The organism is Actinomadura sp. 7K534 (genome assembly GCF_004348575.1).
Classification (GTDB): Bacteria; Actinomycetota; Actinomycetes; order Streptosporangiales; family Streptosporangiaceae; genus Spirillospora; species Spirillospora livida.
On the sequence record NZ_SMKB01000014.1, the window covers coordinates 1 to 22,662 of the forward strand.

Consider the following 22,662-nt stretch of genomic DNA (forward strand, 5'->3'; position numbering starts at 1 on the left):
GCTACGGCCTGGACGCGAACGGCATGGGCGCCCTCCCGCCCCCGCGCGCGAACAACACCACCCCGCTCCGCTACCCCTTCAAATCCCCAGTGGACCCGGCGGTGACCCTCGACCGCCAGCAGACCGGCCTCCGCACCTGGGACCTCAACACAGACGGCGTAGCCAACTACGGCCTGGTCCCCGACTGGCTCGCCGACATCCACAACAGAGCCGGCCAAGAAATAACAGCCGACCTAACCCAAGGCGCCGAAACCTACCTAACAATGTGGCACCAAACCGAAACCACGCCATAACGACCCGCCCAGCTCACCGCCGGCCGGGCGATGACCTACGCGGCGCGCTTCGCGGTGCACCACTCGTTGCGGACGAAGTGCCTGGGCCAGACCACGGCGTTGTGGGCGAGCACGTCGATCGCGGGTGACGACCACGTTCAGCGACTCAGCCATGAGATGGGGGCGTACCGACACGCAAAGGATCTCTAGAAATCGTCTCTAGTGATCCGAGGCACCCTGCGGGGCGTGGACGTGATGCGCCGATCCGCCGAGGTCTGCTCGCTCGAGTGCCTCGCTGTGCGCGAGCAGGGCGTCGTAGTCCGCGGCGGCGCCCCGCAGGAGCATCTCGATGGCGCGTCCGGCCTCGGCGTCGGTGAGGTGCTCGCGTCCGAACATCGCCCTGTACTGCACCAGCGAGCCGACGATGTCGAGCAGCAGCTCGCGGTCGGCACCGGAGCGCAGGTCGCCGCGGGCGGTGGCGCGGTCCAGCGTGCGGCCGACGGCGTAGCGGGCGGGCTCGACGACCGTCGCCAGGTACCGGCGGCGCAGGTCCGGATCGGGCGCGCAGTCCGCGTAGAGCGCGCTGAGGGCCTCGGGCCGGATCGTGCGGTAGGCGGCGAGGAAGACGTTGAAGCTCTCGCCGATGTCGCACAGCGTGCATCCGGTGTCCGGCGGGGTGGGGACGTCCAGGCGGTCCGCGACCGCGGCCAGCACCAGCGGCGCGCGTCCGGGCCAGCGGCGGTAGATCGCCGGGCGGGAGGTGCCGGCGCGCCGCGCCACCGCTTCCAGGGAGACGCCGGAGTAGCCCTTCTCCTCCTGGATCGCGAGGGTCGCGGCGATCACCGCCTCGTCGATCTGCCGATCGCGGGGCCGGCCGCCGGCGCCCTTCGCGGCGCCGCTGTGCAGGTCCGACATGCGCTCAGGTTAGTGGTTCCGTCGCGGAACGTAATGACGTCGTGGATCCGGGGGTCCCGGGTGGGTTGCCTCGGCCGGTCTCCTATGATTACGTTACGGAACGAAACGATACCGGACGCCGGGAGCACAGGTGCACGACACATCCTCCGCCGAGCGCGCGACCCCGAGGGAATGGGCCGGGCTCGCCCTCCTGGTCCTGCCGATGCTGACGCTCTCGACCGATCTGACCGTGCTGTTCTTCGCGATGCCCACGCTCAGCGCGGATCTGGACACGAGCGCGTCCCAGGCGTTGTGGATCGTGCACGTCTACGGGTTCGTCATCGCCGGGTCCCTGGTCACCATGGGGCGCCTGGGGGACCGCGTCGGGCCGCGGCGGCTGCTGCTGACCGGTGCCGCCGCGTTCGCCGCCTGTTCGAGCCTGGCGGCGTTCTCGGTCAACGCGGAGATGCTCATCCTGGCGCGCGCCCTGCTGGGCGCCGCCGGCGCCACGCTGATGCCCTCGCTGTTCTCCCTGCTGCGAACCATGTTCCGCGACGACACCCAGCGCCGCCTGGCCATCGCGATCATGTTCAGCGCCTTCTCCGTCGGCGGCGCGGTCGGCCCGCTGGTGGGCGGCGCGCTGCTGGAGTTCTTCTGGTGGGGATCGATCTTCCTGATCAACGTCCCGCCCATGGCGCTGCTCGTCCTGGCGGGAACCGCGCTGGTGCCCGAACGCGCCGAAAGGAACACCGCCCCGCTCGACCTGACCAGCGTGGCCCTGTCCGTGGCCGGGATGCTCGCCGTGGTCTACGGCCTCCAGGAACTCGCCGCCGGGCAGGAGACCGGTACCGGGTCGGCCTGGCGCGAGCTGGGCATCACCGCGACCGGCGGTCTCGTGCTGGCCCTCTTCGTCCGCCGGCAGCGCCGCATACGCGACCCGCTCCTCGACCTCACGCTGCTCGCCAACCGCCGCATCGCGGTCCCGCTCGTGACGCTGCTCCTCGTGGGGACCGGGGTGGTCGGCATGTTCTACCTGTTCACCCAGTACCTCCAGTGGGTGGCAGGGCTCTCCCCGCTCCAGGCCGGCCTGTGCACCCTGCCCTACATCGTGGTCAACGTCGCCGGAACGATGCTCGCGGCGCCGCTGGCCGGACGGATGCGCCCGGCCGTCGTGGTCGCCCTCGGGCTCGCCGTCGCCGCGCTCGGGGCCGTGCTCCTCGTAGCGGTCACCGGCCCCGGCGCTCCCCTGCCGCTGCTGGTGACCGCGATCTCCGTGGTCGGCCTGGGGCAGGGAGCCGCCATGGCCCTGGTCAGCGACCTGATCATCTCCAGCGCCCCGGCCGAGCAGACCGGCTCGGCGGCCGCCGCGCAGGAGGTCGGCGGGGAACTCGGCACCGCGCTCGGGATCGCCGCCGGCGGGACCGTCGGCATGCTGGTCTACCGGGCCTCGCTGGACGGCTCGATGCCCGCCGGGACGTCCGAGGCCGCCGCGAGCACCGCCCTGTCGAGCGTGCACGACGGAGTCTCCGCGGCGGAGGCGGCAGGCTCGGACGGCCAGGCCATCCTCGGCGCGGTGCACGGTGCCGTCGCCGACGGGCTGCAGGTCTTCGCCGCGGCCGGCGCGGTGCCCATCGCACTCGCCGCGCTCCTGGTCACCCTCGTCCTCGGCCGCCGAGCCCGTCCCCCGCAGGAGACCGACGGCACCAGCTCCGATGGCGACCAGGCCGTCGACGCCCGGCCGGCGCGCGCCACAGGTGGAACAGGTTGAAGTGGAAACGGGCGAAGTCGTAGTCGAGCGCTTCGGCCGTCTCGACGGCGCGCGGATCGCTCGTGCCCGGCAAGGCCCGGCCACGGCCGCAGCCACCGGACGCCCGCCCGGCCCGCGACCAGCGCGGCCAGCGTGCCGATGGTCAAGAAGATCAATGGTGCCATGTCACCTCCCCTAACTTGCCACCGTCAAGATAGGCCGGTGCGCACGGGCTTGTCACTGTCTAGATTTGCGGCCGGAGAGAGGGGCCGGGTGCCGCCCCGGCGGGAACGGCGCCCGGCCCCCTGCTCTCGGCGACCGCCTCAGCAGGTGCCGAGCATTGTGGAGAGGGCGTTCTTCTCGGCGCTGTCGACGGTGAGGCCGTAGTACCACTTCACCTGGATCCAGGCGCGGGCGTAGGTGCAGCGGAACGCGGCGCGCGGCGGCTGCCACTCGGCGGGGTCCTTGTCCCCCTTGGCCTGGTTGACGTTGTCGGTGACGGCCCAAAGTTCGGGGCCGCCGAGGTCGTTGGCGTAGGTTTGGCGGCGGGACGTCGTCCAGGCCCAGGCCCCCGACGCCCACGCCTCGGACAGCGGCACCATGTGGTCGATGTCCACATCGGACGCCGCGTACCAGGTGGCGCCGTCGTAGGGCGAGTACCAGGACCCGGAGGTCGCGGCGCAGGACGAGTTGGTGACGACGTTGGAGCCGTCCCGCTTGAGGACGGTCTCGCGCGTGTTGCACGCCCCGGAGATCGTGATCCAGTGCGGGAACAGGGAGCGGTCGTAGCTGCCGGCGTTCGACTCGGCGGCCACGGTGAGGGCGGCCAGCCGGGACGCGGCCGTGGCGGCGGACGGGATGTTGGGCGGGGTCGCGGACGCGGGAGCCGACGGGATGCCGACCAGCGCGGCGGCCAGCACGGCGGGTAGCAGGAACAGGAACGGTCGTCGCATCGGGGGGAGCCCTTCCGCGGCCGTTCCCTGCCAGGGCCGGGGGCGCCCTGAGCGGGGCGGGAACGGCAACAGTGCGACGGTGACATTCGAGACAAACACGAATAAATGTCACGCCTTGCTCAGCGACGCCGCCGCATTTGTCGGAAGCTGCCGTAACTCCCGCGCCCTACCCCTGATGACCTGCCGCGACAGGCCCGCCGACGCCCCGGCCCCGGCAGATGAAGACTCCCTGAACCTCGTCCGCCTGAGAGGTATCGCGCCGCCGAAGGCCCCGCTCAGTCGGTTGCGGCGGGTCCCTCGGCGAGACTCGGGTGCGGGGCGGCTCAGGGGGTGTTAACGGCCTTTTGGGCGTCGGTCCAGAGGCGTTCGGCCAGGGAGGTGTTGCGGGCCACGGGTTTCAGGGGGCGTTGTTTCAGGCCGTTGTAGTAGCGGCCCGTGCCTTCGGAGGTCAGGAGGTCCACTACGGGTTTGGCACCGGCCTCGGGGGATTTCAGGGTGCGCTTCACCGTTCTCAGGAGGAGCCCCTGGAAGCCGTTTCGTTCGCCTAGGCCAGTCCGCAGGACGCCGGGGTGGACCGCGTCGATGGTGATGCCGGCCTCCTTCCAGCGTTCGGCGAACAGCGGGACCATCAGGAGGTTGGCGAGCTTGGTGTTGGCGTAGGTCTTGGTGGGGCTGAAGTCGTCGCCGGTCGGGGTGCGGTCGGGGTCGACCCTGCCCATGACGTAGAGGCCCGCGCTCACCTGGACGACGCGCCGGAGCCGTTCCTCCAGGAGGTGGTTCAGGAGGAACGGGGCGAGGTGGTTGGTGAAGAACGCCTGCTCGAACCCGTCCTCGTTGAGGACGCGGCGGCTCGGCCACAGCGCCGCGTTGTGGACGAGCACGTCGACGACCGGGACCGCCTCCGCGATCCCGGCGGCGGCGGCGCGGGTCGTGCTGAGGGTCGACAGGTCGCCGGGGACGAACTCGGCGCCGGTCTCGCGGGCGGCGGCGGCCCCCTCGGCGGGCCGCCGCGCCACGATCGTCACCCGGTGGCCGCGCCGGGCGGCCTCCGCCGCGACGGCCCGTCCGACCCCGCGGTTCCCGCCCGTCACGACCACGTTCAGCGCATCGCTCACGGGACGCGACAGTAGTCGGTTCTAGAAACCTTCTCCAGAGAGGCTCTTCGCGGGCTCGCGCCGGGTGGTCTCCTCCGTCCGCCGCACGTGGTGGGCGACCACGGCGAGCGTGGCGGCCAGGAAGACCACCTGCATGGCGGTCCTGGGGAGCAGGCGGTCGTCCCAGGGGATGTCCCCGCCGTTGAGGGCCAGGTGGACGTTCGCCGGAAACATGCCGATCAGCATCAGGCTCAGCCCGCCCGCGGCCCAGGGTGCGGTGCGCTCCCAGAGGAGGGCGGCCGCGCCGGCCAGTTCCAGGACGCCGGTCACGGTCACCAGCAGCCCCGGCGCGGGCAGCGCGGGCGGGACCATGTCGATCAGCGCCTCGCGCATGCCGACGAAATGGGCGATCCCCGTCACCGTGAACATCAGGGCGAGCCCGACGCGCAGCGGTACCGGCCACGGCCGCAGCCACCGGACGCCCACCCGGCCCGCGAGCAGCGCGGCCAGCGTGCCGCCGATCAGGAACATCAGTGGTGCCATCTCACTTCCCCCTAACTTGTCACTGTCAAGATAAAGGGGCGGGGGCAGTCTTGTCAATGACAAGATTGGGCGGCGGACCCGGGGGCGATGTACGCGTTTTCCCGGATACTCAGCGTGACGGATCGCGCACATGCTGTGACTGTTCGTGCACGTCACCTCACAGGGAGGGTCACATGAAGATCAGGAAAGCCGCCGTCGCCGCCGTGGTCGCCGGGTCGGCGCTGGCGGTCGGCGCGACCGCGACCCCGGCGCTCGCCGCGTCGTGGCACAACACCGGCCAGACGTTCTACTGGTACTCGAGCTGCAAGGCCGCGGGCGAGGCCGGCGTGAAGTCCGGCTGGCAGTCCTACGACTGCAAGGGCAGCTCCGCGCCGTGGGCCAGCTACGAGCTGTGGGGCCTGTACTGACCCAGCCCGGCCGGCACGCCGCCGCCCCCGCCTGCCTCGGCGGGGGCGGTTCCGCTCGTCCGGGCAGGCTCGGCGCGTCGCTCGCCGTGGTCGTGGAGAATGAACGCGGTCAGCAGCCATATCGGCAGCAGGAGGACGACACCCGCGAGCAAGCGTTCAGAACGGGGAGGAGCAGGATGGCCCTGCCGTTTGAACGGTCCATTCACGTACGCCGACCTCGCCTCTCCGGAGCGACTTTCCCATTAGATGATCAAAGCGGCGGATTCGTTCGATGAGCGAGGAGTGACAGCCACGCTCAGCCGCGCCGGGTGTACCGGTCGATGAGCGTCGCGGCCGGGTCGTCGACTCAGGCGAAACGGGCTCGGGCCGCGGAGATCACCGTCTTGCCGTCCGCTGACGCCTCGAAGAGCGTCGTTTCGTCTTCCTTCCAGGTCTCCAGGTGCAGGACGTCGCCGGGGAAGACGGGGGCGGCGAAGCGGCCTTCCAGTTCGAGTAGGTCGGCCGGGTGCGCGCCTAGCGACTCGGCCAGCGGAAGGGTCACCGCGGCCAGGGTGCACAGGCCGTGCAGGATGGGGCGCGGCATTCCGGCCTTCTTCGCCGCTTCCGGGTCTATGTGCAGGTGGTGGCGGTCGCCCAGGAGGCGGTAGAGGGCGGCCTGCTCCGGAGACGTCGCCACGGTCAGCGACCCGTCGGGGTCCGTCTCGGGACGGCGGCGGGAGGACGGGCCCCGGTCGCCGCCGAAGCCGCCGGAACCCGGGGCGAACAGCGACCAGGTGGCCTCGAAGTACGGGCTCTCCACGGCGACCTCGAAGACGGCCGCGGAGCCCTTGTCCCAGACTTCGGCGACGTGGGCGGACATCTCCACCGAGCCCGACCGGGGCAGGGGCTTGCGGACGCGGAGGCGTTGCGAGCCGTGGACGGCCGTCGTGATGTCGAAGGCCCCTGCGGAGCCCAGCGCGTCCGGTGCCCACTGGGCAAGCGTGAGGGCGAACGTCGGGAGGACGCGGAGCCGCTCCTCGAAGACGAGGTCGAGGTCGGAGGCGCTCGCCCCCACGGCGAGGGCGTAGAGGACGGGTTGCGTGTCGTCGTAGGAGACGGTCTTGGTGCCGAGGTGGCGGCCGCGCCATTCGCTCATCCGGAAGCCCCCAGGATCAGGCCGCTGGTCGGGACGCCCGTCCCGGCGGTGACGAGGACGTTGTGGACGTCGCCCGGCTGGTTCACCGACGTCCCCCGGACGAGGCGGACTCCCTCGGCGATCCCGTTCATGCCGTGGATGTACGCCTCGCCTAGCTGGCCTCCGTGGGTGTTGAACGGGAGGCGGCCGCCGAGTTCGAGGTTGCCGTCCGCGACGAAGTCCTTGGCCTCGCCCTTGGCGCAGAAGCCGAGTTCTTCGAGCTGCGGCAGGACGAGCGGCGTGAAGTGGTCGTAGAGGATCGCGGCCTGGACGTCGGCGGGAGTCAGCCGGGACTGCGCGTAGAGCTGCCGTCCCACCAGGCCCATCTCCGGGATGCCGGTGATCTCGGAGCGGTAGTAGCTCGTCATCATGTGCTGGTCGTTGCCCGACCCCTGCGCGGCGCCCCAGATCAGGGCGGGCGGGTGCGGGAGGTCGCGGGCGCGTTCGGCGGAGACGACGACGAGGGCCTGTCCGCCGTCGCTCTCCTGGCAGCAGTCGAGGAGGCGGAGGGGTTCGGCGATCCAGCGGGACGCCTGGTGGTCCTCCAGCGTGATGGGGCGGTCATGGAACCACGCGGCGGGGTTCTTCGCGGCGTGCGCCCGGTCGACGACGGCGATGCGGCCGAAGTCCTCGCTGGTCGCGCCGTACTCGTGCATGTAGCGGCGAGCGAACATCGCGACCCACTGGGCCGGGGTGGCGAGGCCGAACGGCGTCATCCACGAGTAGGCGGCGCGGTCGGCGCTGACGTCGACCGGCCGGTCCGCCTGGCCGAGGCCGTAGCGGGTACCGGACCGCTCGTTGAACGCGCGGTAGCAGACGACGACGTCGGCGACGCCGGTCGCGACGGCCATCGCGGCCTGCTGGACGGTCCCGCACGCCGCGCCGCCGCCGTACCCGACGCGGGAGAAGAACGACAGCTCGCCGATGCCGAGGTTGCGGGCGATGTGGATCTCGGAGTTGGTGTCGGCGGTGAAGGTGACCATGCCGTCCACGTCGGACGGCTGGAGCCCCGCGTCGGTGACGGCGGCGAGCACCGCCTCGCAGGCGAGCCGCAGCTCGCTGCGGCCGGAGTCCTTGGAGAACTCGGTGGCGCCGATCCCCGCGATCGCGGCGGCCCCGGGCAGCACGCTCATGTGTCACTCCCCTGGCCGGGCAGCCGGACGACGACGGTGCCGGTGACGTGCGGGCCGATCTCGTTGACGCCCCGCACGGCGATCTCGACGCCGCGGTCGTCGTGCTTGGCGGTGACGGTGCCGGTGAGCACCATCGTGTCGCCGGGGTAGTTGGGCGCGCCCAGTCGGATCTTGATGGCCGTCACGACGGCGGCCGGGCCCGCCCAGCCGGTGACGTACCGGTCGACGAGGCCGTTGGTCGTCAGGATGTTCATGAAGACGTCCTTGGATCCGCGTTCGACCGCGAGGGACGGGTCGTGGTGGACGTCCTGGTAGTCGCGGCTCGCGATGGCGGTCGCGACGATCATGGTGCGGGTCAGCGGGATGCGCAGCTCGGGGAGCTCCTGCCCGACCGCGACGTCCTCGTAGCGCTTCACGTCGGCGATCACAGGGCCGCTCCGAGCAGTTCGAGGTCGGCGGACGCGCCGCCGAGGGTGCCGGAGATCTGCTTGCCCCACAGGAAGTGGCGGTGCACCGGGTAGTCGACGTCCACGCCGATGCCGCCGTGCAGGTGCTGGACGCGGTGGACGACGTTCAGCCCGCCCTCGTCCGACCACCACTTGGCGACCAGCACCGCCGATTCCGCGTCCTGCCCGGCGCTGATCAGCGATACCGCGTGCCAGAGGCAGACCCGCATCGCGTCGATCTCGATGTAGCAGTCGGCGAGCTGGTGCTGGACGGCCTGGAACGCGGCGAGGGGGCGCCCGAACTGCTCGCGTCCGGTGAGGTGGTCGGCGGCCAGGCGGAGCGCGCCCTCGGCCACGCCGACCTGGACGGCGGCGAGCGCTACCCGGGCGAGCCGCAGCACCGACGCGAGGGCCTCGTCGCCGAGCGCCTGCGCGGGCGTCCCGTCGAGGGTGAGGTGGGCGGCGCCGTCGTGGGCGGTGGTCCCGGCGGGCTCCCAGGACGTTCCGGCGGCGGACGTCGCGGCGAGGTAGAGGCCGGACCCCTCATCGGAGCGCGCGGAGACCAGGACGTGCGAGGCGCCGGACGGGGCCGGGACGACCGCCTTGACGCCGGTCAGCCGCCATCCGTCACCGTCGCGGACGGCGGTGCACCGCGGTTCGGCGGGGTCCGCGGCGCCGAACTCCTCCAGCGCGACCGTGAGCCTTTCGCCGCCGTCCACGAGCGCCGGGAGGAGGTCGCGCTGGGCGGCGGTGCCGTGCTCGGCGAGGGTGAGCGCCGCGACGACCGCAGGCCAGACCGGCACGGGCGCGACGGTCCGGCCCTGCTCCTCCAGCAGGACGGCCAGGCCGCCGACGCCGAGGCCCGCGCCGCCCGCGCTCTCGGGCAGCGCGACGCCGAGCAGGCCCGCGTCCGCGAGCGCGGTCCAGAGCGCGGCGTCGAGGCCGGTCCCGGACTGCTCGGCGGCCTTGATCCGCTCCTGCGCGGCGTGGTCGGCGAAGATCTGCCGGGCCAGGTCCCGGACGGCCTCCAGGTCCTCCCCCAGGGTGAAGTCCATCAGCGCTCCTCAGCAGCGGCCGGGCGGAAGACCGGCAGGGACAGGTCGGGGTCGGGGTCGATCCAGTCGAGGACGACCGGCATGCCGATCTCGACGTCCTCGGGCTCGACGCCCGTCATGTTGGCGATCAGCCGCGTCCCCTCGGTCAGCTCGATCACGGCGACGACCAGCGGGTAGTCGAACGCGGGGTGGCGGGGGTGGTGGTTGACCACGTACGTGTAGACGTGGCCCTCGCCCGCCGACTCGACGGTGTCCCAGCCGAACGAGCCGCACTGCGGGCAGCAGGGGCCTGGCGGGTGCCGCAGCGACTTGCAGTCGGCGCAGCGCTGGATGACGAGGCGGTGCTCGCGGGCGGCGGCGAACCAGAACTCGTTGTCGTGGTTGATCGCGGGCCGCGGCCGCAGCGCCTTCGGCGCGGGCTCCGGCTCGGGCTTCGCGGCGGGCCGGAAGCGCAGCATCCGCCACCGCTGCGTCGCGACGATCTCGCCCGACGCGTCCCGGTACGTCTTGACCGTGCTGATGAAGCGGCCCGGCCCGAGCGCGGTCTTCTTCTCCGGGGAGATCGCCTCAAGGGTCTCCTCCACGCTGACGTGGTCGCCGGGGACCAGCTCGCGGTGGAACTCGAACTCCGAGTCGGTGGCGACGACGGAGGTGTAGCCGCCTTCGGCGAGCAGGTCGGTCAGCTCGTCGGAGCCGGTGCGCTCGGCGTCCGGGGAGACGGACGCGGCGTACCCGCGCATCGTCCACGCCTGGAGCATCGACGCGGGCGCCACGACGCCGGGGCGGCCGGTGGCGCGGGCGGCGTCCTCGTCCAGGTAGACGGGGTTGTCGTCCTCCATCGCCTCCACCCAGTGGCGGATCATGGGGACGTTCACCGGGTCCTGCCCGGGGCGGAGGGTGAGCAGTTCGCGGCCCACCCACGCCTGCAGCCTGTCCTCGTACGCGGAATCGCTCATGATCGCCTCGATCTCGGCAGTCCCAGGCCCTGGACGGCGACCATGTCGCGCAGCACCTCGTTGACGCCGCCGCCGAAGGTGTTCACGATGCCCTGCCGGGACAGCTGCTCGATCTGGCCGTGCAGGACGGCGCCCGGCGACTCGGGGCGGATCCGTCCGGCCGCGCCGAGAACGCCGGTCAGCGTCCGCTGGACGAAGATGTGCGTCTCCGTCCCGTAGGACTTGGCGGCGCCGGCCTGCGCGCCGGTCAGCTCGCCCGCCTCGACGGCCATGGTCATCTTCCAGTTCATCAGCCGCATCGCCTCCAGCCTGGCGTGCGTGCGGGCCAGGTCGGCGCGCACCCACGGCAGGTCGATGACGCCGTTCTCGCGGGCCCAGTCGCGGACGTCCTCCCACAGCCGGATCATCCGGCCGCCGAGCGCGGCGAGCCCGATGCGCTCGTGGTTGAGCTGGGTGGTGATCAGGTTCCAGCCGCCGTCGACGTCCCCGACCACCGCGGACGCGGGGACCCGGACGCCGTTGTAGTACGTCGACGTCACGACCATCCCGCCGACCGTGGGGATCGGGCTCCAGGAGAACCCGTCGGCGTCGGTCGGGACGATCAGGATCGAGATGCCCTTGTGCTTGGGCGCGTCGGGGTTCGTCCGGGCGGCGAGCCAGATGTGGTCGGCGGTGTTGGCGCCGCTGGTGAAGATCTTGCTGCCGTCGACGACGAACGCGTCGCCGTCCCGGACGGCCCGGGTGCGCAGCGACGCCAGGTCGGTGCCGGCGTCGGGCTCGGTGTACCCGATCGCGAACACGATGTCGCCGGACAGGATGCCCGGGAGGAAGCGCCGCTTCTGCTCGTCGGTCCCGTACCTCATCAGCGTCGGGCCGACGGTGTTGACGGTGACGAACGGGAACGGCAGCCCGGCCCGCTGGACCTCGTCGAAGAACACGTACTGCTCGGCGATCGACCTGCCCTGCCCGCCGTACTCGACCGGCCAGCCGTAGCCGAGCCAGCCGTCGTCGCCGAGCATCTTGACGATCTCGCGGAACCGCTCCCCGCCGACGCCCTGCTCGCCGGCGCGGCGGCGCACGTCCGCGGGCAGCAGGCCCGCGAAGTACGCCCTCAGTTCCGCGCGCAGCTTCTCGTGCGCCGCGGACTCACGCAGATCCATAACACCCTTCCGTGATCAAGGGAGGAAACGCCGGCGTCCGGCGGCGGCGAACTCGGCGTGCAGCGCCGCCTTGTCGGCCTCGGTCATCAGGACGTACTCGGGCGCCCCCCTGGTCGCCCAGCGGTACACGGGGTCGCCGGTACGCCAGCCTTCGAGCTGCATCTCCTTCTTCTTGAGCTTGCCCGAGCCGGTCGTCGGCAGCGCGTGCGAGACGCGCACGAAGCGCGGCGCGCCCTTGGTGCCGAGGTCGTCCTGCGCGGCGAGGAACGCCGCGAGGCCCAGGTCCTCGAACGCGGTGCCGGGCGGGAGCTCGATCGCCGCCATCACCTGGTCGCCGGCGCGCGGGTCGGGGACGCCGAACGCCGCCGCGTCCACGACCCCGGGGTGGCGGCGGAGCACGTTCTGGGTGAGCAGCGCGGAGATGTTCTCCGAGTCCACCCGGATCCAGTCGCCCGACCGGCCGCCGAAGTACAGGAACCCGTCGCCGTCGACGTAGCCGAGGTCGCCCGTCCAGTACCAGCCGTGCCGGACGCGCTCCGCGTCGGCCTCCGGGTTCTTGTAGTAGCCCTCGAACTTCGCGGCGCCGTGCACGTCGACGATCTCGCCGACGGCGGCCTCGGCGTTGCCGACGCGGCCGTGCTCGTCCAGGACGGCGGGCTTGCAGATCTCCAGCGTCTCCGGGTTGACGATCCGGACGCCGTCGTGCGCGGGCCGGCCGAGCGCGGTCGGCGGCGTCTCCGGATCCCGCTCGATCATGCCGGCGCTCTCGCTGGAGCCGTAGCCCTCGACGAGGGCCGCGCCGAAGCGGCGCCGGAACCCGGCCTTGTCCTCGGGGGACGCCTCCGTCCCGAACCCGTGCGTGAGCGTGTTGTCGGCGTCGTCGGGGCGTTCCGGGGTGGCGAGGACGTGGCCGATGGCCTTGCCGACGTAGGTGAAGAACGTCGCGCCGTAGAACCGCACGTCCGGCAGGAACCCGGAGGCGGAGAACCTTGGGGTCAGGCAGACGGTCGCGCCCACCGCGAGGGACGGCGCCCACAGCGCCATCAGCGCGTTGCCGTGGAACAGCGGCATCGGGCAGTAGCAGACGTCGTCGCGCTTGATCTCGTACTTGGCGCTGTTGTTGCGGCCCAGCTCGGCGAGCCTGCCCTGCGAGCAGCGGGCGGCCTTCGACTTTCCGGTCGTCCCCGACGTGAACAGCAGCAGCATCTGCGTCTCCGGAGTGACCGACCCGTCGGCCGCGGGCTCGCAGGCGTGCCCCTCGACCCGGGCGGGGTAGCCGTCGTCGTCGGTCAGAAGGAAACGGTCGCGGGGGACGCCGATGTCGAGGCCGTCCAGCAGGTCCAGCCCGGCCCGGTCGGTGACGAGGAGCTGCAGGTCGGTGTGGCGGACCTCCTGCTCCAGGTAGGAGCCGGTCCGGGTCGGGTTGACGCCGACGACCGTCGCGCCGCTCAGCGCCGCCGCCCCCAGCCACAGCACGTACTCGGGGACGTTCTCCAGCAGCACGCCGATGTGGAACGGCCCGTCGCGGCGCAGCTCGCGCGCCAGCGAGGCACGCGCCGCGCTCTCCCGGACGACCGCGTCCCACGTCCAGGACCGCTCGCGGCTGCGCAGGCCGGGCCGGTGGTCCCCGAGCCGCGCCAGCAGCATCCCCGCGATCGTCTCGTCGCGCACTCCCGCTCCTCGCCTCCCCTTTCGGACCCGGCACCGCGCCCCCGACGCTAAATCAGCCGGACGCCCCGGCGGGTGCGGGCATCCCGCTGACCGGGAGCGGCCCCCGCGCCGTCCCGCTGAGCGGAACTTCCAGGTCGAGAGGGGTGCGCCCGGACCGGCCCGGCCGTCGCGCCGCGCTGTCGGAGGCACCTGGCCGACTCCGCTGGAACGCACGCCGGCGTCCGGCTTGGGCAGCGGTCGTCTCGTCACGCACGCGCGCTGCCCCAGGCCGGTTCGGTCGAGAGGACGCAGTGGGTGCCGCCGTAGATCGCGGTCATGCACTTGTTGCAGTGGATGCAGAGCGACTCGGTGGCGGGCTCGTCCCTGATCCGGTTGATCAGGTCGGGCTCGCGCAGCAGGGCGCGGGCCATCGCGACGAACGCGAAGCCCTCCGCCATGGCGGTGTCCATGCCGGCCTTGCCGGTGACGCCGCCGAGCAGGATCATCGGCAGCCGCACCGCGGCGCGGATCTGGCGGGCGTCCCTCAGCAGGTAGAGGTCCTCGTAGGGGTAGGACTTCAGGAAGTGCTTGCCGACGAGCTTGATCCCGAGCTTGGTCGGCTGCTTCATGACGGACGCGAACTCGTGCAGCGGCGCGTCCCCCTTGAACAGGTACATGGGGTTGAGGAGGGAGCTGCCGGCGGTCATCTGGAGGGCGTCGACCGAGCCGTCGGCCTCCAGCCACCGCGCGACCTGGATCGCCTCGTCCAGCCAGAACCCGCCGGGCACCCCGTCGTCCATGTTCAGCTTCGCGGTGATCGCGATGCGGTCGCCCACGGCGTCGCGGACGGCGCGGCCGATGTCGCGGGCCAGCCGGGCGCGGTTCGCCAGCGAGCCGCCGTACTCGTCGTCGCGGCGGTTGAGCTTCGGGCTGAGGAACGAGCTCGTCAGGTAGTTGTGCCCCATGTGGATCTCGACGGCGTCGAAGCCGGTCTCGATCGCCTTCCCGGCCGCGCGCGCGTGCGCCTCGACGATGCGCGCCAGGTCCGCGTGCGCGGCGGCCTTGGCGACGGTCTGCGTGGTCAGGTGGAAGTGGCGGCTGGGTGCGAGCGCGGGCAGCCTGTTGCTCTTGGGGTTGGCGACCGGGCCCGCGTGCCCGATCTGCGCCTGGACGGCCGCTCCCTCGGCGTGCACGGCGTCGGTCAGCCTGCGGAGTCCGGGCAGTGCCTCGTCCCGCCAGTGGATCTGCCGGCGGTCGGTGCGGCCCTCCGGCGAGACCGCGCAGTACGCGAGGGTCGTCATCCCGACCCCGCCGCGCGCGTGCCGGACATGGAAGTCGATCAGCGCGTCGGTGACCTGGCCGTCCTTGGTCAGCCCCTCGTACGTCGCCGCCTTGATGACGCGGTTCCGCAGCGTGACGGGCCCCAGTCTCGCCGGGGCGAACACGTCGGGCCTCGGGTCGTTCATTCGGCGTCCTCCAGTTGAACTCGGCGTTGATCAGCGGGATGTCCGGGCACCCCGGACATCCCGCCGGCCGGGAGCGGCGGCCCGCTACCCCCGGTCACGCAGGGCGGCGGCGATCTGGTCGGCCTGGGCCTGCTGCTCCATGAGCTGCCGCAGCAGCCACAGGCGCAGGACGCGGGTGACCGCGGCGGCCAGGTACAGGGCCGCGCCGGCGACGGTCACCGCGAGGAATCCGAGCGCGAGGGTCTGCAGCGAGCCCACGTCGCGCATGTCGTCCGTGGCCAGCGAGATGTTGTAGGCGGCGAAGACGCCGGCGACACCGGCGACCATCGCGACGGCGCCGGCGACGCGCAGCACCCCGTCGTAGCGGAACCGGTCGGTCTTGAGCTTCTGCCGCGCCACGTCGTCCTTGAACCGCCGGCGCCTTTCCTCCGTGTGCATGATGGTCAACCTCCCAGGTAGTCGCTGGACAGCCGGTCTTCGATCTCGCCGGGCGGGCCGGCCGCCACCACGCGCCCGTGCAGCATCAGCGCGGCGGTGTCGGCGATCGGCAGGACGGCGCGGGCGAACTGCTCCGCGACCAGCACCGACAGGCCGCCCGCGACCAGCTCGGCGACCGTCTCGTACATCCGGGTCACGATCATGGGGGCGAGGCCCATGGACAGCTCGTCGAGCAGCAGCACCGCCGGGTCGGTGCCGAGCGCGCGCGACAGCGCGAGCATCTGCTGCTCGCCGCCGGACAGCGATCCGGCGAGCTGGCGGCGGCGCTCCCCGAGGATCGGGAAGCGGGCGTACGCCTTCTCCTCCAGGTCCTCCAGGCGGGCGCCCGTCCCGGTGGCGGCCCACAGGTTCTCCCGCACCGTCAGGTTGGGGAAGATGCCGCGGCCCTCCGGGATGGAGCAGACGCCCAGGCGGGCCGCGGCCTGCGCCGAGATGCCGCTCACCTTGCGTCCCGCGTACCGCAGCTCCCCGCCGGACACCGGGTGCAGACCCGCGCACACCCGCATGGTCGTCGACTTGCCGCCGCCGTTCGGGCCGAGCAGCGCCAGCAGCGAACCGGGCCGCAGCGCCAGGTCGACGCCGTGCAGCACCTCGATCGCGCCGTAGCCCGCGCGGACCCCGGCCAGCTCCAGCAGCGGCGCGGTCTCCGCCGCGCCCGCGCCGGCCGTGTCGTCGCCCGCCGGGCGCGGCTGCGGGACCACCTCACTCATGTACGGCCTCCTCCGTGCCGATGTAGGCGGCGATGACCTCCGGCGACTCCTTGATCTCCGCCGGTGTCCCGGACGCGATGAGCGCGCCGTAGTCGAGGACGTGGATGGTCGAGCACAGCTTCATGACGAGCGGCAGGTCGTGTTCGACGAGGCAGATCGCGAGGCCCTCGGCGGCGAGGCCTGTGAGCATCTCCGCGAACACCGCCGACTCGGCGTCGGTCTGGCCCGACGCGGGCTCGTCGAGCAGGAGGAGGCGCGGCGAGGTCATCAGCGCGCGCGCCACCTCCACGACGCGGGCCCGCCCGATGGGGACGTCGGACACGTCGCGGTCGGCGATGTCGGTGAGGCCGGTGCGTTCCAGGACGCTGTCGGTCCGCTCGTCCAGGTCGAATCTCTTGCGGCCGGTGCTGCGCAGGATGTCGCCGGCGACGCGCACGTTGTCACGTACCGACAGCGACAGGAACAGCTCCAGCCGCTGGAACGTGCGCGCCATGCCGCGCCGCGCGCGTTTGGACGGGGACAGTCGCGTGATGTCGTCCCCGTCCAGCAGCACCTGGCCGGACGCGGGTTTCTGCAAGCCGGTGATGGTGTTGAACATCGTGGTCTTGCCGGCCCCGTTCGGGCCGATCAGCCCGGTGATCTCCCCTTCGGCCATCGTGACACCGACGTCGTCCACGGCGGTGTTGCCGCCGAACCGGACGGTGATGCCCCGCGTTTCGAGCAGGGTCTTCCCTTCAGGCATCGACGGCTCCCTTCGCAGCTGCCGGCAGGCCGAGTTCGCGGTCGAGCCGTGCCCGCAGCTCCTCGGTATAGGGCTCGTCCACTCCGGCCAGTTCCAGCGTGGCCGGACGGTCGCGCCGCCCCTCGTCCAGGTACACGCGGCCGAGGACGGGGAGGAGCATGACCACGCACAGGGCGACGAGCGCGAACGTCCAGGTCCCGATGGCGCCGGTCAGCGCGAGGACGTACAGGACCGCGCCGAACGCCCCCGCCCCGTACAGCAGGGGCCTGGCGCCGCGCATCGCCCGGTACCCCTCGATGACGTCGTGGACGATCCCGCTCGGGTTCCGGCCGACGCCCATCCCGAGCAGCGCCGTCCCGACCAGGACGAGATGGCCGAGCGCGTCGTAGATGTTGCCCATGCCCTCGCTCTCCAGCGCGAGCTCGCCGAACGTCGCCACCAGGACGCTCGCGCCGGCGCCCGCCAGCAGGCCGCCGACCAGGGCGCCGCTGAGGTAGCCGATGCCCGCCACCACGACCAGCATCAGCAGCGACAGGCTGCCGATGAAGGAGAAGCTCTCCTGCGCGACGGTGCCGTGCGCGGCCGACATCAGCACGCCGCCCAGCCCCGCGATCGCCGCGGAGATCATGAAGACGCTCAGCTTCAGCCGGACGAGGTTCTGCCCGAGCATCGCGGTGGCCGCCGGGCTGTCCTTCATCGCCGCGAGCCGCCGCCCGTACCCGCTGCCCCGGAGGGCGGCGAGCCCGACCGCGATCAGCGCGAACAGGACGGTCGCGGTCATCAGGAACGTCGTCCCGTCCCGCAGGTCGAGGGGGCCCGCCTTCAGCGGCGGGACGACGAGCGAGCCGTCCGGGAACAGCGTGAACGTGAACCCGAGCAGCTCGTGCTCGGTGGTGTCGCGCAGCACCATGTTCGACAGGAACTCGCCGAACGCCATCGTCGCGAGCGCCAGGTAGAGGCCGCGCAGCCGCAGTGCCGGCAGCGCGACCAGCCCGCCGACCAGCGCCGCCACCGCCACGCCCAGCACCAGTCCCCGGACGCTCATGTACGACGCGAGGCCCGTGCCCTCCACGCCGGTGTGGAACGCCACGACGGTCGCGACCGCGCCGAACGCCAGCGGCGCGAGGTTCAGCTCGCCCGCGTAGCCGGTCAGCACGGTCAGCGACAGCGCGATGATCGCGAACGTCATGCCGAGGGCGAACGTGGAGACGGCGCCGTCCGACAGCAGCAGGCTGTAGAGGTACACGACCGCGACCAGCACGGCCCCCCACACCGCCGCCGCCCGGACGGTCGGCACCCGGTACCGCTCGCGGGTCCGGATCGCGGCCCCCCGCAGCCGGTCCTGGGGCAGCACCACCAGCACCACGAACAGCAGGATCATCGGCAGCGAGACGCGCAGGTTGCCGGTGAACGTGCCCGCCGACGGCAGGTAGGCGAGCACGTAGTTGGCGGCCAGGCCGAGCACCATCGCGCCCACGAGCGTGCGGGGGATGCTGCGCAACCGGCCGAACATCGCCGCGGCGAACGCGTCGATCACCAGCAGGGTCAGCATGTTCGCGTCGAGCCCGCCGCCGCTGATCGGCACGATCAGCACCCCGGCGAGGACCGCGAGCGTCGAGCCGAGCGCCCACGACAGCATCGCCGCCCGCTCCGGGTCGTGGCCGTTCAGCCGCAGCAGGTCGGGGTCGTCGACCGAGCCCCGCATCACCACGCCGGCCCGGCTGCGGGTGAACAGCACCCGCAGCCCGGCGGCGATGGCCACGGCGGCGACCAGGCAGACGATCTCGTGGTACCGGACCACCACGCCCGCCACGGTGATCTTCGCTCCCGCACCGAAGAACATGTCCACGGTGTGGGCCTCGTCCGGGTTCCAGACCCACTGCGCCAGGTACACGGTGCCGAGCAGCACCGCCACCGTCACGATGATCTTCGTGACGTCGGCGGTGCCGCGCAGGCCCCGCATGATCGCGGTGTGCAGCGCGGCGCCCATCGCGGGGCCGACGAGCCCGATCACGATGAGCAGCGCGAGCCACACCGGCCACCCCCACCGCTCGGTGAAGTGCCAGTACAGGAACGTGCCGAACATCGCCTGGGCACCATGGGCGAAGTTGAAGATGCCCGAGGTGTTGTAGGTCAGGACGAGCCCCGAGGCCGCGATGAAGTACACCGACCCGAGGACGAGGCCGAGGATGGTGTAGGTCAGGAACGTCGTCATGTGCTCACCGTCATGTGGTCGCCGCCGGGGGCGGTCCGATCAGGAGGACTGGGGCTTGATGACGTCGTCCGTCAGGAACTTCGTCGAGATGCGGTCGCCGTCCAGCTTCGTCCCCCAGTTCTTCTCGTCGATCTCGACGACGAACTCGGAGCCGCACTGGAACTCACCGGCGTTCTTCGGGTGGATCTGCGCGTACTTCGTCCCGGTGAGCTTGACCATCAGCCCGCACGACGCCGGCTTGTTGGCGCCCGGGTCGGTCGGCGCGTGCAGGCCGCCGCCCGTCCACTCGTGCACCTTGGCCAGCTCGTTGACCACGCACTGCCGGGTCAGGTCCGAGCCGCACTTGTCCGCGGCCTGCGCCCACAGCAGGAACGACGAGGTGGCCTGCATGCCGAGCAGGGCGACCTTGCCCTTCTTCTCCGTGACGAGGTCCACGTACTGCTTGACCGCGGGGACCTTGTCCGCGTTCTCCAGCGGCTGGAAGATCATGCCGATGTGCAGGCCGTCACCGGTGCCCGACTTGTTCCAGCCGGAGACCGCCTGGCTGTACCAGGTGGCCTCGAAGATGTACTTCGGCTCGGCGCCCGCCCGCTCGATCGACTCCAGCAGGCTGAACTGCCCGGGGTCGGGCGAGTCGGACGACCACAGGTACCCGGCCCCGCAGTCCTTGATCTTCTCGGCGAACGGCATGTAGCTGCTCTCGCCCTTGTCGTTCAGCCGGACGCCGCACTCCATCGGCTCCATGCCGACTTCCTTCATCGCGCCGGTGATCTTGTCGGTGCCGGCGCTGACCGCCGGCGACGTGGACAACAGGATGTCCGTCTTGTCCTTGAAGTCGGGGAAGAGCTGCTCGGCGATGCGGAGCCCGGCGATGTTCATCTGGTCCACCGGGTACGGGACGGCCTCGTACTTCATCGGCCCCATCGCGGCGTTCGGGCCGACCGTGAAGCCGGCGACCGTCGGCAGCTTGCACGCCACCCGGTGCTGCTCGGCCGCCTCGTCCATCGCGAAACCCTGCCCGACGAGGAAGAAGTCCTGCTTGCACGCCTCCTGCATCACCTTCGCGGACTGCATGTAGGCGGCGTCGTACTGGTTGCCCTTGATCTCGCGCCCGTTGATGCCGCCCTGCTCGTTGCACCAGTCGATCATCGCGGCGACGGCGTCGCCCATCTCCTTGGACAGGCCCGGCGCGGACGGGAAGCCCCGGTCGTCGCCGAACCCGATCGTGATCTGCTCGTCGGTGACGCCCTGGTCGGTCTCGCCCTTGGCGTCGCCGGGACCGCACGGCGACGCGAGCGTCCCGAAGGCGGAGGCGGCCTGCTTGCCGTCCGAGCCGCCAGAGGTGACCCCGTCGTCGCCCGAACGGTCGCTGGCGCAGGACGCGGTCACCAGCGCGACCGCCACGGCACCCGCCGCGATCCGGCCTATCTTGTCGACCCTCATCGGTCGTGCTCCTTTCAGCGCCGCGTCAGGCGCGGCGAACGGGGGTGGGATGTCGGCGGGGGGCTGGAGGCGTGCGGGACCGGGAGCGGCGCCGGCGGCGCCTTGTGGAACGTTCCCGGCGCGAGGTGCGCCGTGGGCGGGGCCGGTGTCAGCCGGACCCGGCCGAGCCGGCCTCCCGCGAGATGCCCTGCCCCGGCCCGGTGGTGATCGCGGCATCGCCGCTCGAACTGTTCATTGCCACTCCGCTCAGTACTGCTTCGCGCACAGCCCGGTCCGCCCGCCGTTCCGGCAGGTCCGGACTACGCAGTCCTGGTGACGGTCATGGTGATGTGACATGGCGCACGCGATGGGCACAGTCCCGCTCACCGGGAGCTGTCCGGCTCACCGGCGGCGGCCCGGCCGGGGGCGGCCGTCCCGCTGAGCGGAATCCGCAGGTGAATCCCATGATTCGTGGGCCGACAATGAGCGGTCCGGCGAGGAGGAGGGGTTCCGATGGAGATCGTCGAGAAGCTGACCGGTCCCGGCGGTGAGTTCGAGCTGCGCGAGGAGGACGTGCTCGGCACCCGGCTGCCCGTGTTCCGCGGCCGCGCCCGCAGCCTCGGCGAGGTGCTCGCGCGCTCGGCGTCCTACGGCGAACGCGACTACATCGTCACCGCTTCGCGCCGGGTGAGCTTCGCCGAGCACGCCGCCGCCGTCGCGTCCATGGCGAAGGCGCTGCGCGACGACCTCGGCGTGCAGCCGGGCGACCGCATCGCGATCAACGCCGCGAACAGCCCGGAATGGATCATCTCCTTCTGGGCGGCGATCGCCGCCGGCGCCGTCGCGGTCGGCTACAACGCCTGGTGGGCGCCGCGGGAGATCGAGTACGCGCTGGGGCACACCGACCCGAAGATCGTGATCGCGGACGCCAAGCGGGCCGCGCTGATCTCCGAGGACGTCCTGACGATCGAGAAGGACGTCCCGTCGCTGACGTCGCGCTACCCGGGCGCGGAACTGGACGTCCCGGACGTCGCCGAGGACGACCCGGCGGTCATCCTCTACACGAGCGGCACGTCCGGGCGCCCCAAGGGGGCCGTCCACTCGCACCGCAACCTGACCTCGGTGATCGAGTACCACCGGTACAACGACGCGATGATGAGCGTGTTCGGCATCGACCCGTCCACGCGCCGCTACCTGCTGGCCCTGCCGCTGTTCCACATCGCGTCCCTGCACAACCTGGCCGTCCCGCGGCTCGCCGGCGGCACCGCGGTGGTCATGACCGACGGCGGGTTCGACGTGGACAAGGTGCTCAGCCTGGTCGAGAGGGAACGGGTGACGAACTGGGGCGCCGTCCCCACGATGGCGAACCGCATCATGGAGCACGACGACCTGTCGAAGTACGACCTGTCGTCCCTCACCGCGTTCGCGCTGGCGTCCGCGCCGTCCTCGCCCGCGTTCAAGGAGCGGCTCCGGGCGGTGTTCCCGCCGGCGCGCGGCGCCCTGGTCGACAGCTACGGGCTGACGGAGTCGTGCACCGCCATCTCCGTCGCGACGCCCATGGACCTCGCGGAGGCGCCCGGGACGCTCGGCCGCCCGAACCTCGGCGTCGAGGTGGAGATCCGCGACCCGGAGGGCAGGGCGGTCCCCGAGGGCGTCGAGGGCGAGGTGTGCGCCCGCAGCGCCTACAACATGATCGGCTACTGGCGGGACCCGCAGGCCAGCGCCGCCGCCATCGACGCGGACCGCTGGCTGCACACCGGCGACATCGGCGTCATCGAGGACGGCCGGCTGCGGCTCACCACCCGCCGCTCCGACCTGATCATCCGCGGCGGCGAGAACGTCTACCCGATCGAGATCGAGAACGTCCTCGCCGAGTACCCGGGCCTGCGGGAGTGCGCCGTCGTCGGCATCCCCCACCCGGACCTGGGCCAGGAGGTCGCGGCGGTCGCCGTGTTCACCGGCACCCCGCCCTCCGCGGAGCAACTGACGGCGTTCGCGAAGGAACGCCTGGCCTACTTCAAGGTCCCGACCCGCTGGCATGTGACGACCGACCCGCTGCCCCGGAACGCCACCGGCAAGGTCCTCCGCAAGGAGATCGAGGAGAACATCGCCTGACCCGGCGCGG

Annotated in this window: 20 protein-coding genes and 1 pseudogene; 4 read left to right on the forward strand and 17 right to left on the reverse strand. The window is 71.9% G+C overall.

Going from position 1 to position 22,662, the window contains the following annotated elements:
• Positions 1-293: pseudogene (locus E1266_RS37790) on the forward strand (Coagulation factor 5/8 type domain-containing protein); the annotation flags it as partial.
• 198 nt (positions 294-491) lie between these two features.
• Here E1266_RS37790 and E1266_RS05145 read toward each other — a convergent pair.
• On the reverse strand, positions 492-1,187 hold the full coding sequence (locus E1266_RS05145) for a TetR/AcrR family transcriptional regulator (protein ID WP_132044234.1): 696 nt from the start codon (positions 1,185-1,187) through the stop codon (positions 492-494).
• 130 nt (positions 1,188-1,317) lie between these two features.
• Here E1266_RS05145 and E1266_RS05150 point away from each other — a divergent pair, with 130 nt between their 5' ends.
• The gene (locus E1266_RS05150) at positions 1,318-2,934 is read left to right on the forward strand and encodes an MFS transporter (protein WP_207945430.1); all 1,617 of its coding nucleotides are present in this window, start codon (positions 1,318-1,320) and stop codon (positions 2,932-2,934) included.
• Positions 2,935-3,236: 302 nt separating this feature from the next.
• Here E1266_RS05150 and E1266_RS05155 read toward each other — a convergent pair whose 3' ends face one another.
• The 3 genes from E1266_RS05155 to E1266_RS05165 form a co-directional block, all read right to left on the reverse strand.
• The gene (locus E1266_RS05155) at positions 3,237-3,866 is read right to left on the reverse strand and encodes an HNH endonuclease family protein (RefSeq protein ID WP_132044237.1); all 630 of its coding nucleotides are present in this window, start codon (positions 3,864-3,866) and stop codon (positions 3,237-3,239) included.
• A 323-nt stretch (positions 3,867-4,189) separates the two neighbouring features.
• Complete coding sequence (locus E1266_RS05160) at positions 4,190-4,981, reverse strand: SDR family NAD(P)-dependent oxidoreductase (protein WP_243718239.1); 792 nt, start codon at positions 4,979-4,981, stop codon at positions 4,190-4,192.
• Between the two features lie 21 nt (positions 4,982-5,002).
• Positions 5,003-5,503 carry a DoxX family membrane protein gene (locus tag E1266_RS05165; protein WP_132044241.1) on the reverse strand — a complete coding sequence of 167 codons (501 nt, stop codon included), beginning with the start codon at positions 5,501-5,503 and terminating at the stop codon, positions 5,003-5,005.
• 173 nt (positions 5,504-5,676) lie between these two features.
• Between E1266_RS05165 and E1266_RS05170 the strand changes: the two genes are divergently transcribed.
• The gene (locus E1266_RS05170) at positions 5,677-5,910 is read left to right on the forward strand and encodes a hypothetical protein (protein WP_132044243.1); all 234 of its coding nucleotides are present in this window, start codon (positions 5,677-5,679) and stop codon (positions 5,908-5,910) included.
• A gap of 346 nt (positions 5,911-6,256) precedes the next feature.
• Here the strand turns inward: E1266_RS05170 and E1266_RS05175 are convergent, their stop codons facing one another.
• The 13 genes from E1266_RS05175 to E1266_RS05235 all read right to left on the reverse strand — a co-directional run bounded on the left by E1266_RS05175 (position 6,257) and on the right by E1266_RS05235 (position 20,558).
• Positions 6,257-7,045 carry a MaoC/PaaZ C-terminal domain-containing protein gene (locus E1266_RS05175; RefSeq protein ID WP_132044245.1) on the reverse strand — a complete coding sequence of 263 codons (789 nt, stop codon included), beginning with the start codon at positions 7,043-7,045 and terminating at the stop codon, positions 6,257-6,259.
• Positions 7,042-8,217: a lipid-transfer protein gene (locus E1266_RS05180; RefSeq protein ID WP_132044247.1), complete on the reverse strand. Its 1,176-nt coding sequence runs from the start codon at positions 8,215-8,217 to the stop codon at positions 7,042-7,044. Before E1266_RS05180 ends, E1266_RS05175 begins: the two co-directional genes overlap by 4 nt.
• Positions 8,214-8,645 (reverse strand): MaoC family dehydratase, encoded by a 432-nt coding sequence (locus E1266_RS05185; RefSeq protein ID WP_243718240.1) that lies wholly within the window; start codon positions 8,643-8,645, stop codon positions 8,214-8,216. The genes E1266_RS05180 and E1266_RS05185 overlap by 4 nt, the downstream gene beginning before the upstream one ends.
• A complete protein-coding gene (locus E1266_RS05190) occupies positions 8,642-9,718 on the reverse strand; it encodes an acyl-CoA dehydrogenase family protein (RefSeq protein WP_132044249.1) in 1,077 nt (358 codons plus the stop codon). The genes E1266_RS05185 and E1266_RS05190 overlap by 4 nt, the downstream gene beginning before the upstream one ends.
• The gene (locus E1266_RS05195) at positions 9,718-10,674 is read right to left on the reverse strand and encodes a bifunctional MaoC family dehydratase N-terminal/OB-fold nucleic acid binding domain-containing protein (RefSeq protein ID WP_132044251.1); all 957 of its coding nucleotides are present in this window, start codon (positions 10,672-10,674) and stop codon (positions 9,718-9,720) included. The genes E1266_RS05190 and E1266_RS05195 overlap by 1 nt, the downstream gene beginning before the upstream one ends.
• Positions 10,671-11,834, reverse strand: coding sequence for an acyl-CoA dehydrogenase family protein (locus E1266_RS05200; protein WP_132044253.1), 1,164 nt, complete (start codon positions 11,832-11,834; stop codon positions 10,671-10,673). Before E1266_RS05200 ends, E1266_RS05195 begins: the two co-directional genes overlap by 4 nt.
• 15 nt (positions 11,835-11,849) lie before the next feature.
• A complete protein-coding gene (locus E1266_RS05205) occupies positions 11,850-13,505 on the reverse strand; it encodes an AMP-binding protein (RefSeq protein WP_132044255.1) in 1,656 nt (551 codons plus the stop codon).
• Positions 13,506-13,750: 245 nt separating this feature from the next.
• The gene (locus tag E1266_RS05210; protein WP_132044257.1) at positions 13,751-14,950 is read right to left on the reverse strand and encodes an NADH:flavin oxidoreductase; all 1,200 of its coding nucleotides are present in this window, start codon (positions 14,948-14,950) and stop codon (positions 13,751-13,753) included.
• A gap of 84 nt (positions 14,951-15,034) precedes the next feature.
• Entirely contained in the window at positions 15,035-15,388 is a 354-nt protein-coding gene (locus E1266_RS05215) for a hypothetical protein (RefSeq protein WP_207945431.1), read from the reverse strand.
• 5 nt (positions 15,389-15,393) lie between these two features.
• Positions 15,394-16,158 carry an ABC transporter ATP-binding protein gene (locus tag E1266_RS05220; protein ID WP_132044261.1) on the reverse strand — a complete coding sequence of 255 codons (765 nt, stop codon included), beginning with the start codon at positions 16,156-16,158 and terminating at the stop codon, positions 15,394-15,396.
• A complete protein-coding gene (locus tag E1266_RS05225) occupies positions 16,151-16,900 on the reverse strand; it encodes an ABC transporter ATP-binding protein (RefSeq protein ID WP_132044263.1) in 750 nt (249 codons plus the stop codon). The genes E1266_RS05220 and E1266_RS05225 overlap by 8 nt, the downstream gene beginning before the upstream one ends.
• Positions 16,893-19,115, reverse strand: a complete 2,223-nt coding sequence (locus tag E1266_RS05230; protein ID WP_132044265.1) for an ABC transporter permease — start codon at positions 19,113-19,115, stop codon at positions 16,893-16,895. Before E1266_RS05230 ends, E1266_RS05225 begins: the two co-directional genes overlap by 8 nt.
• A gap of 39 nt (positions 19,116-19,154) precedes the next feature.
• Positions 19,155-20,558 carry an ABC transporter substrate-binding protein gene (locus E1266_RS05235; RefSeq protein ID WP_132044267.1) on the reverse strand — a complete coding sequence of 468 codons (1,404 nt, stop codon included), beginning with the start codon at positions 20,556-20,558 and terminating at the stop codon, positions 19,155-19,157.
• A 492-nt stretch (positions 20,559-21,050) separates the two neighbouring features.
• Here E1266_RS05235 and E1266_RS05240 point away from each other — a divergent pair, with 492 nt between their 5' ends.
• Positions 21,051-22,652, forward strand: coding sequence for a class I adenylate-forming enzyme family protein (locus E1266_RS05240; RefSeq protein WP_132044269.1), 1,602 nt, complete (start codon positions 21,051-21,053; stop codon positions 22,650-22,652).
• Positions 22,653-22,662: the final 10 nt, after the last annotated feature.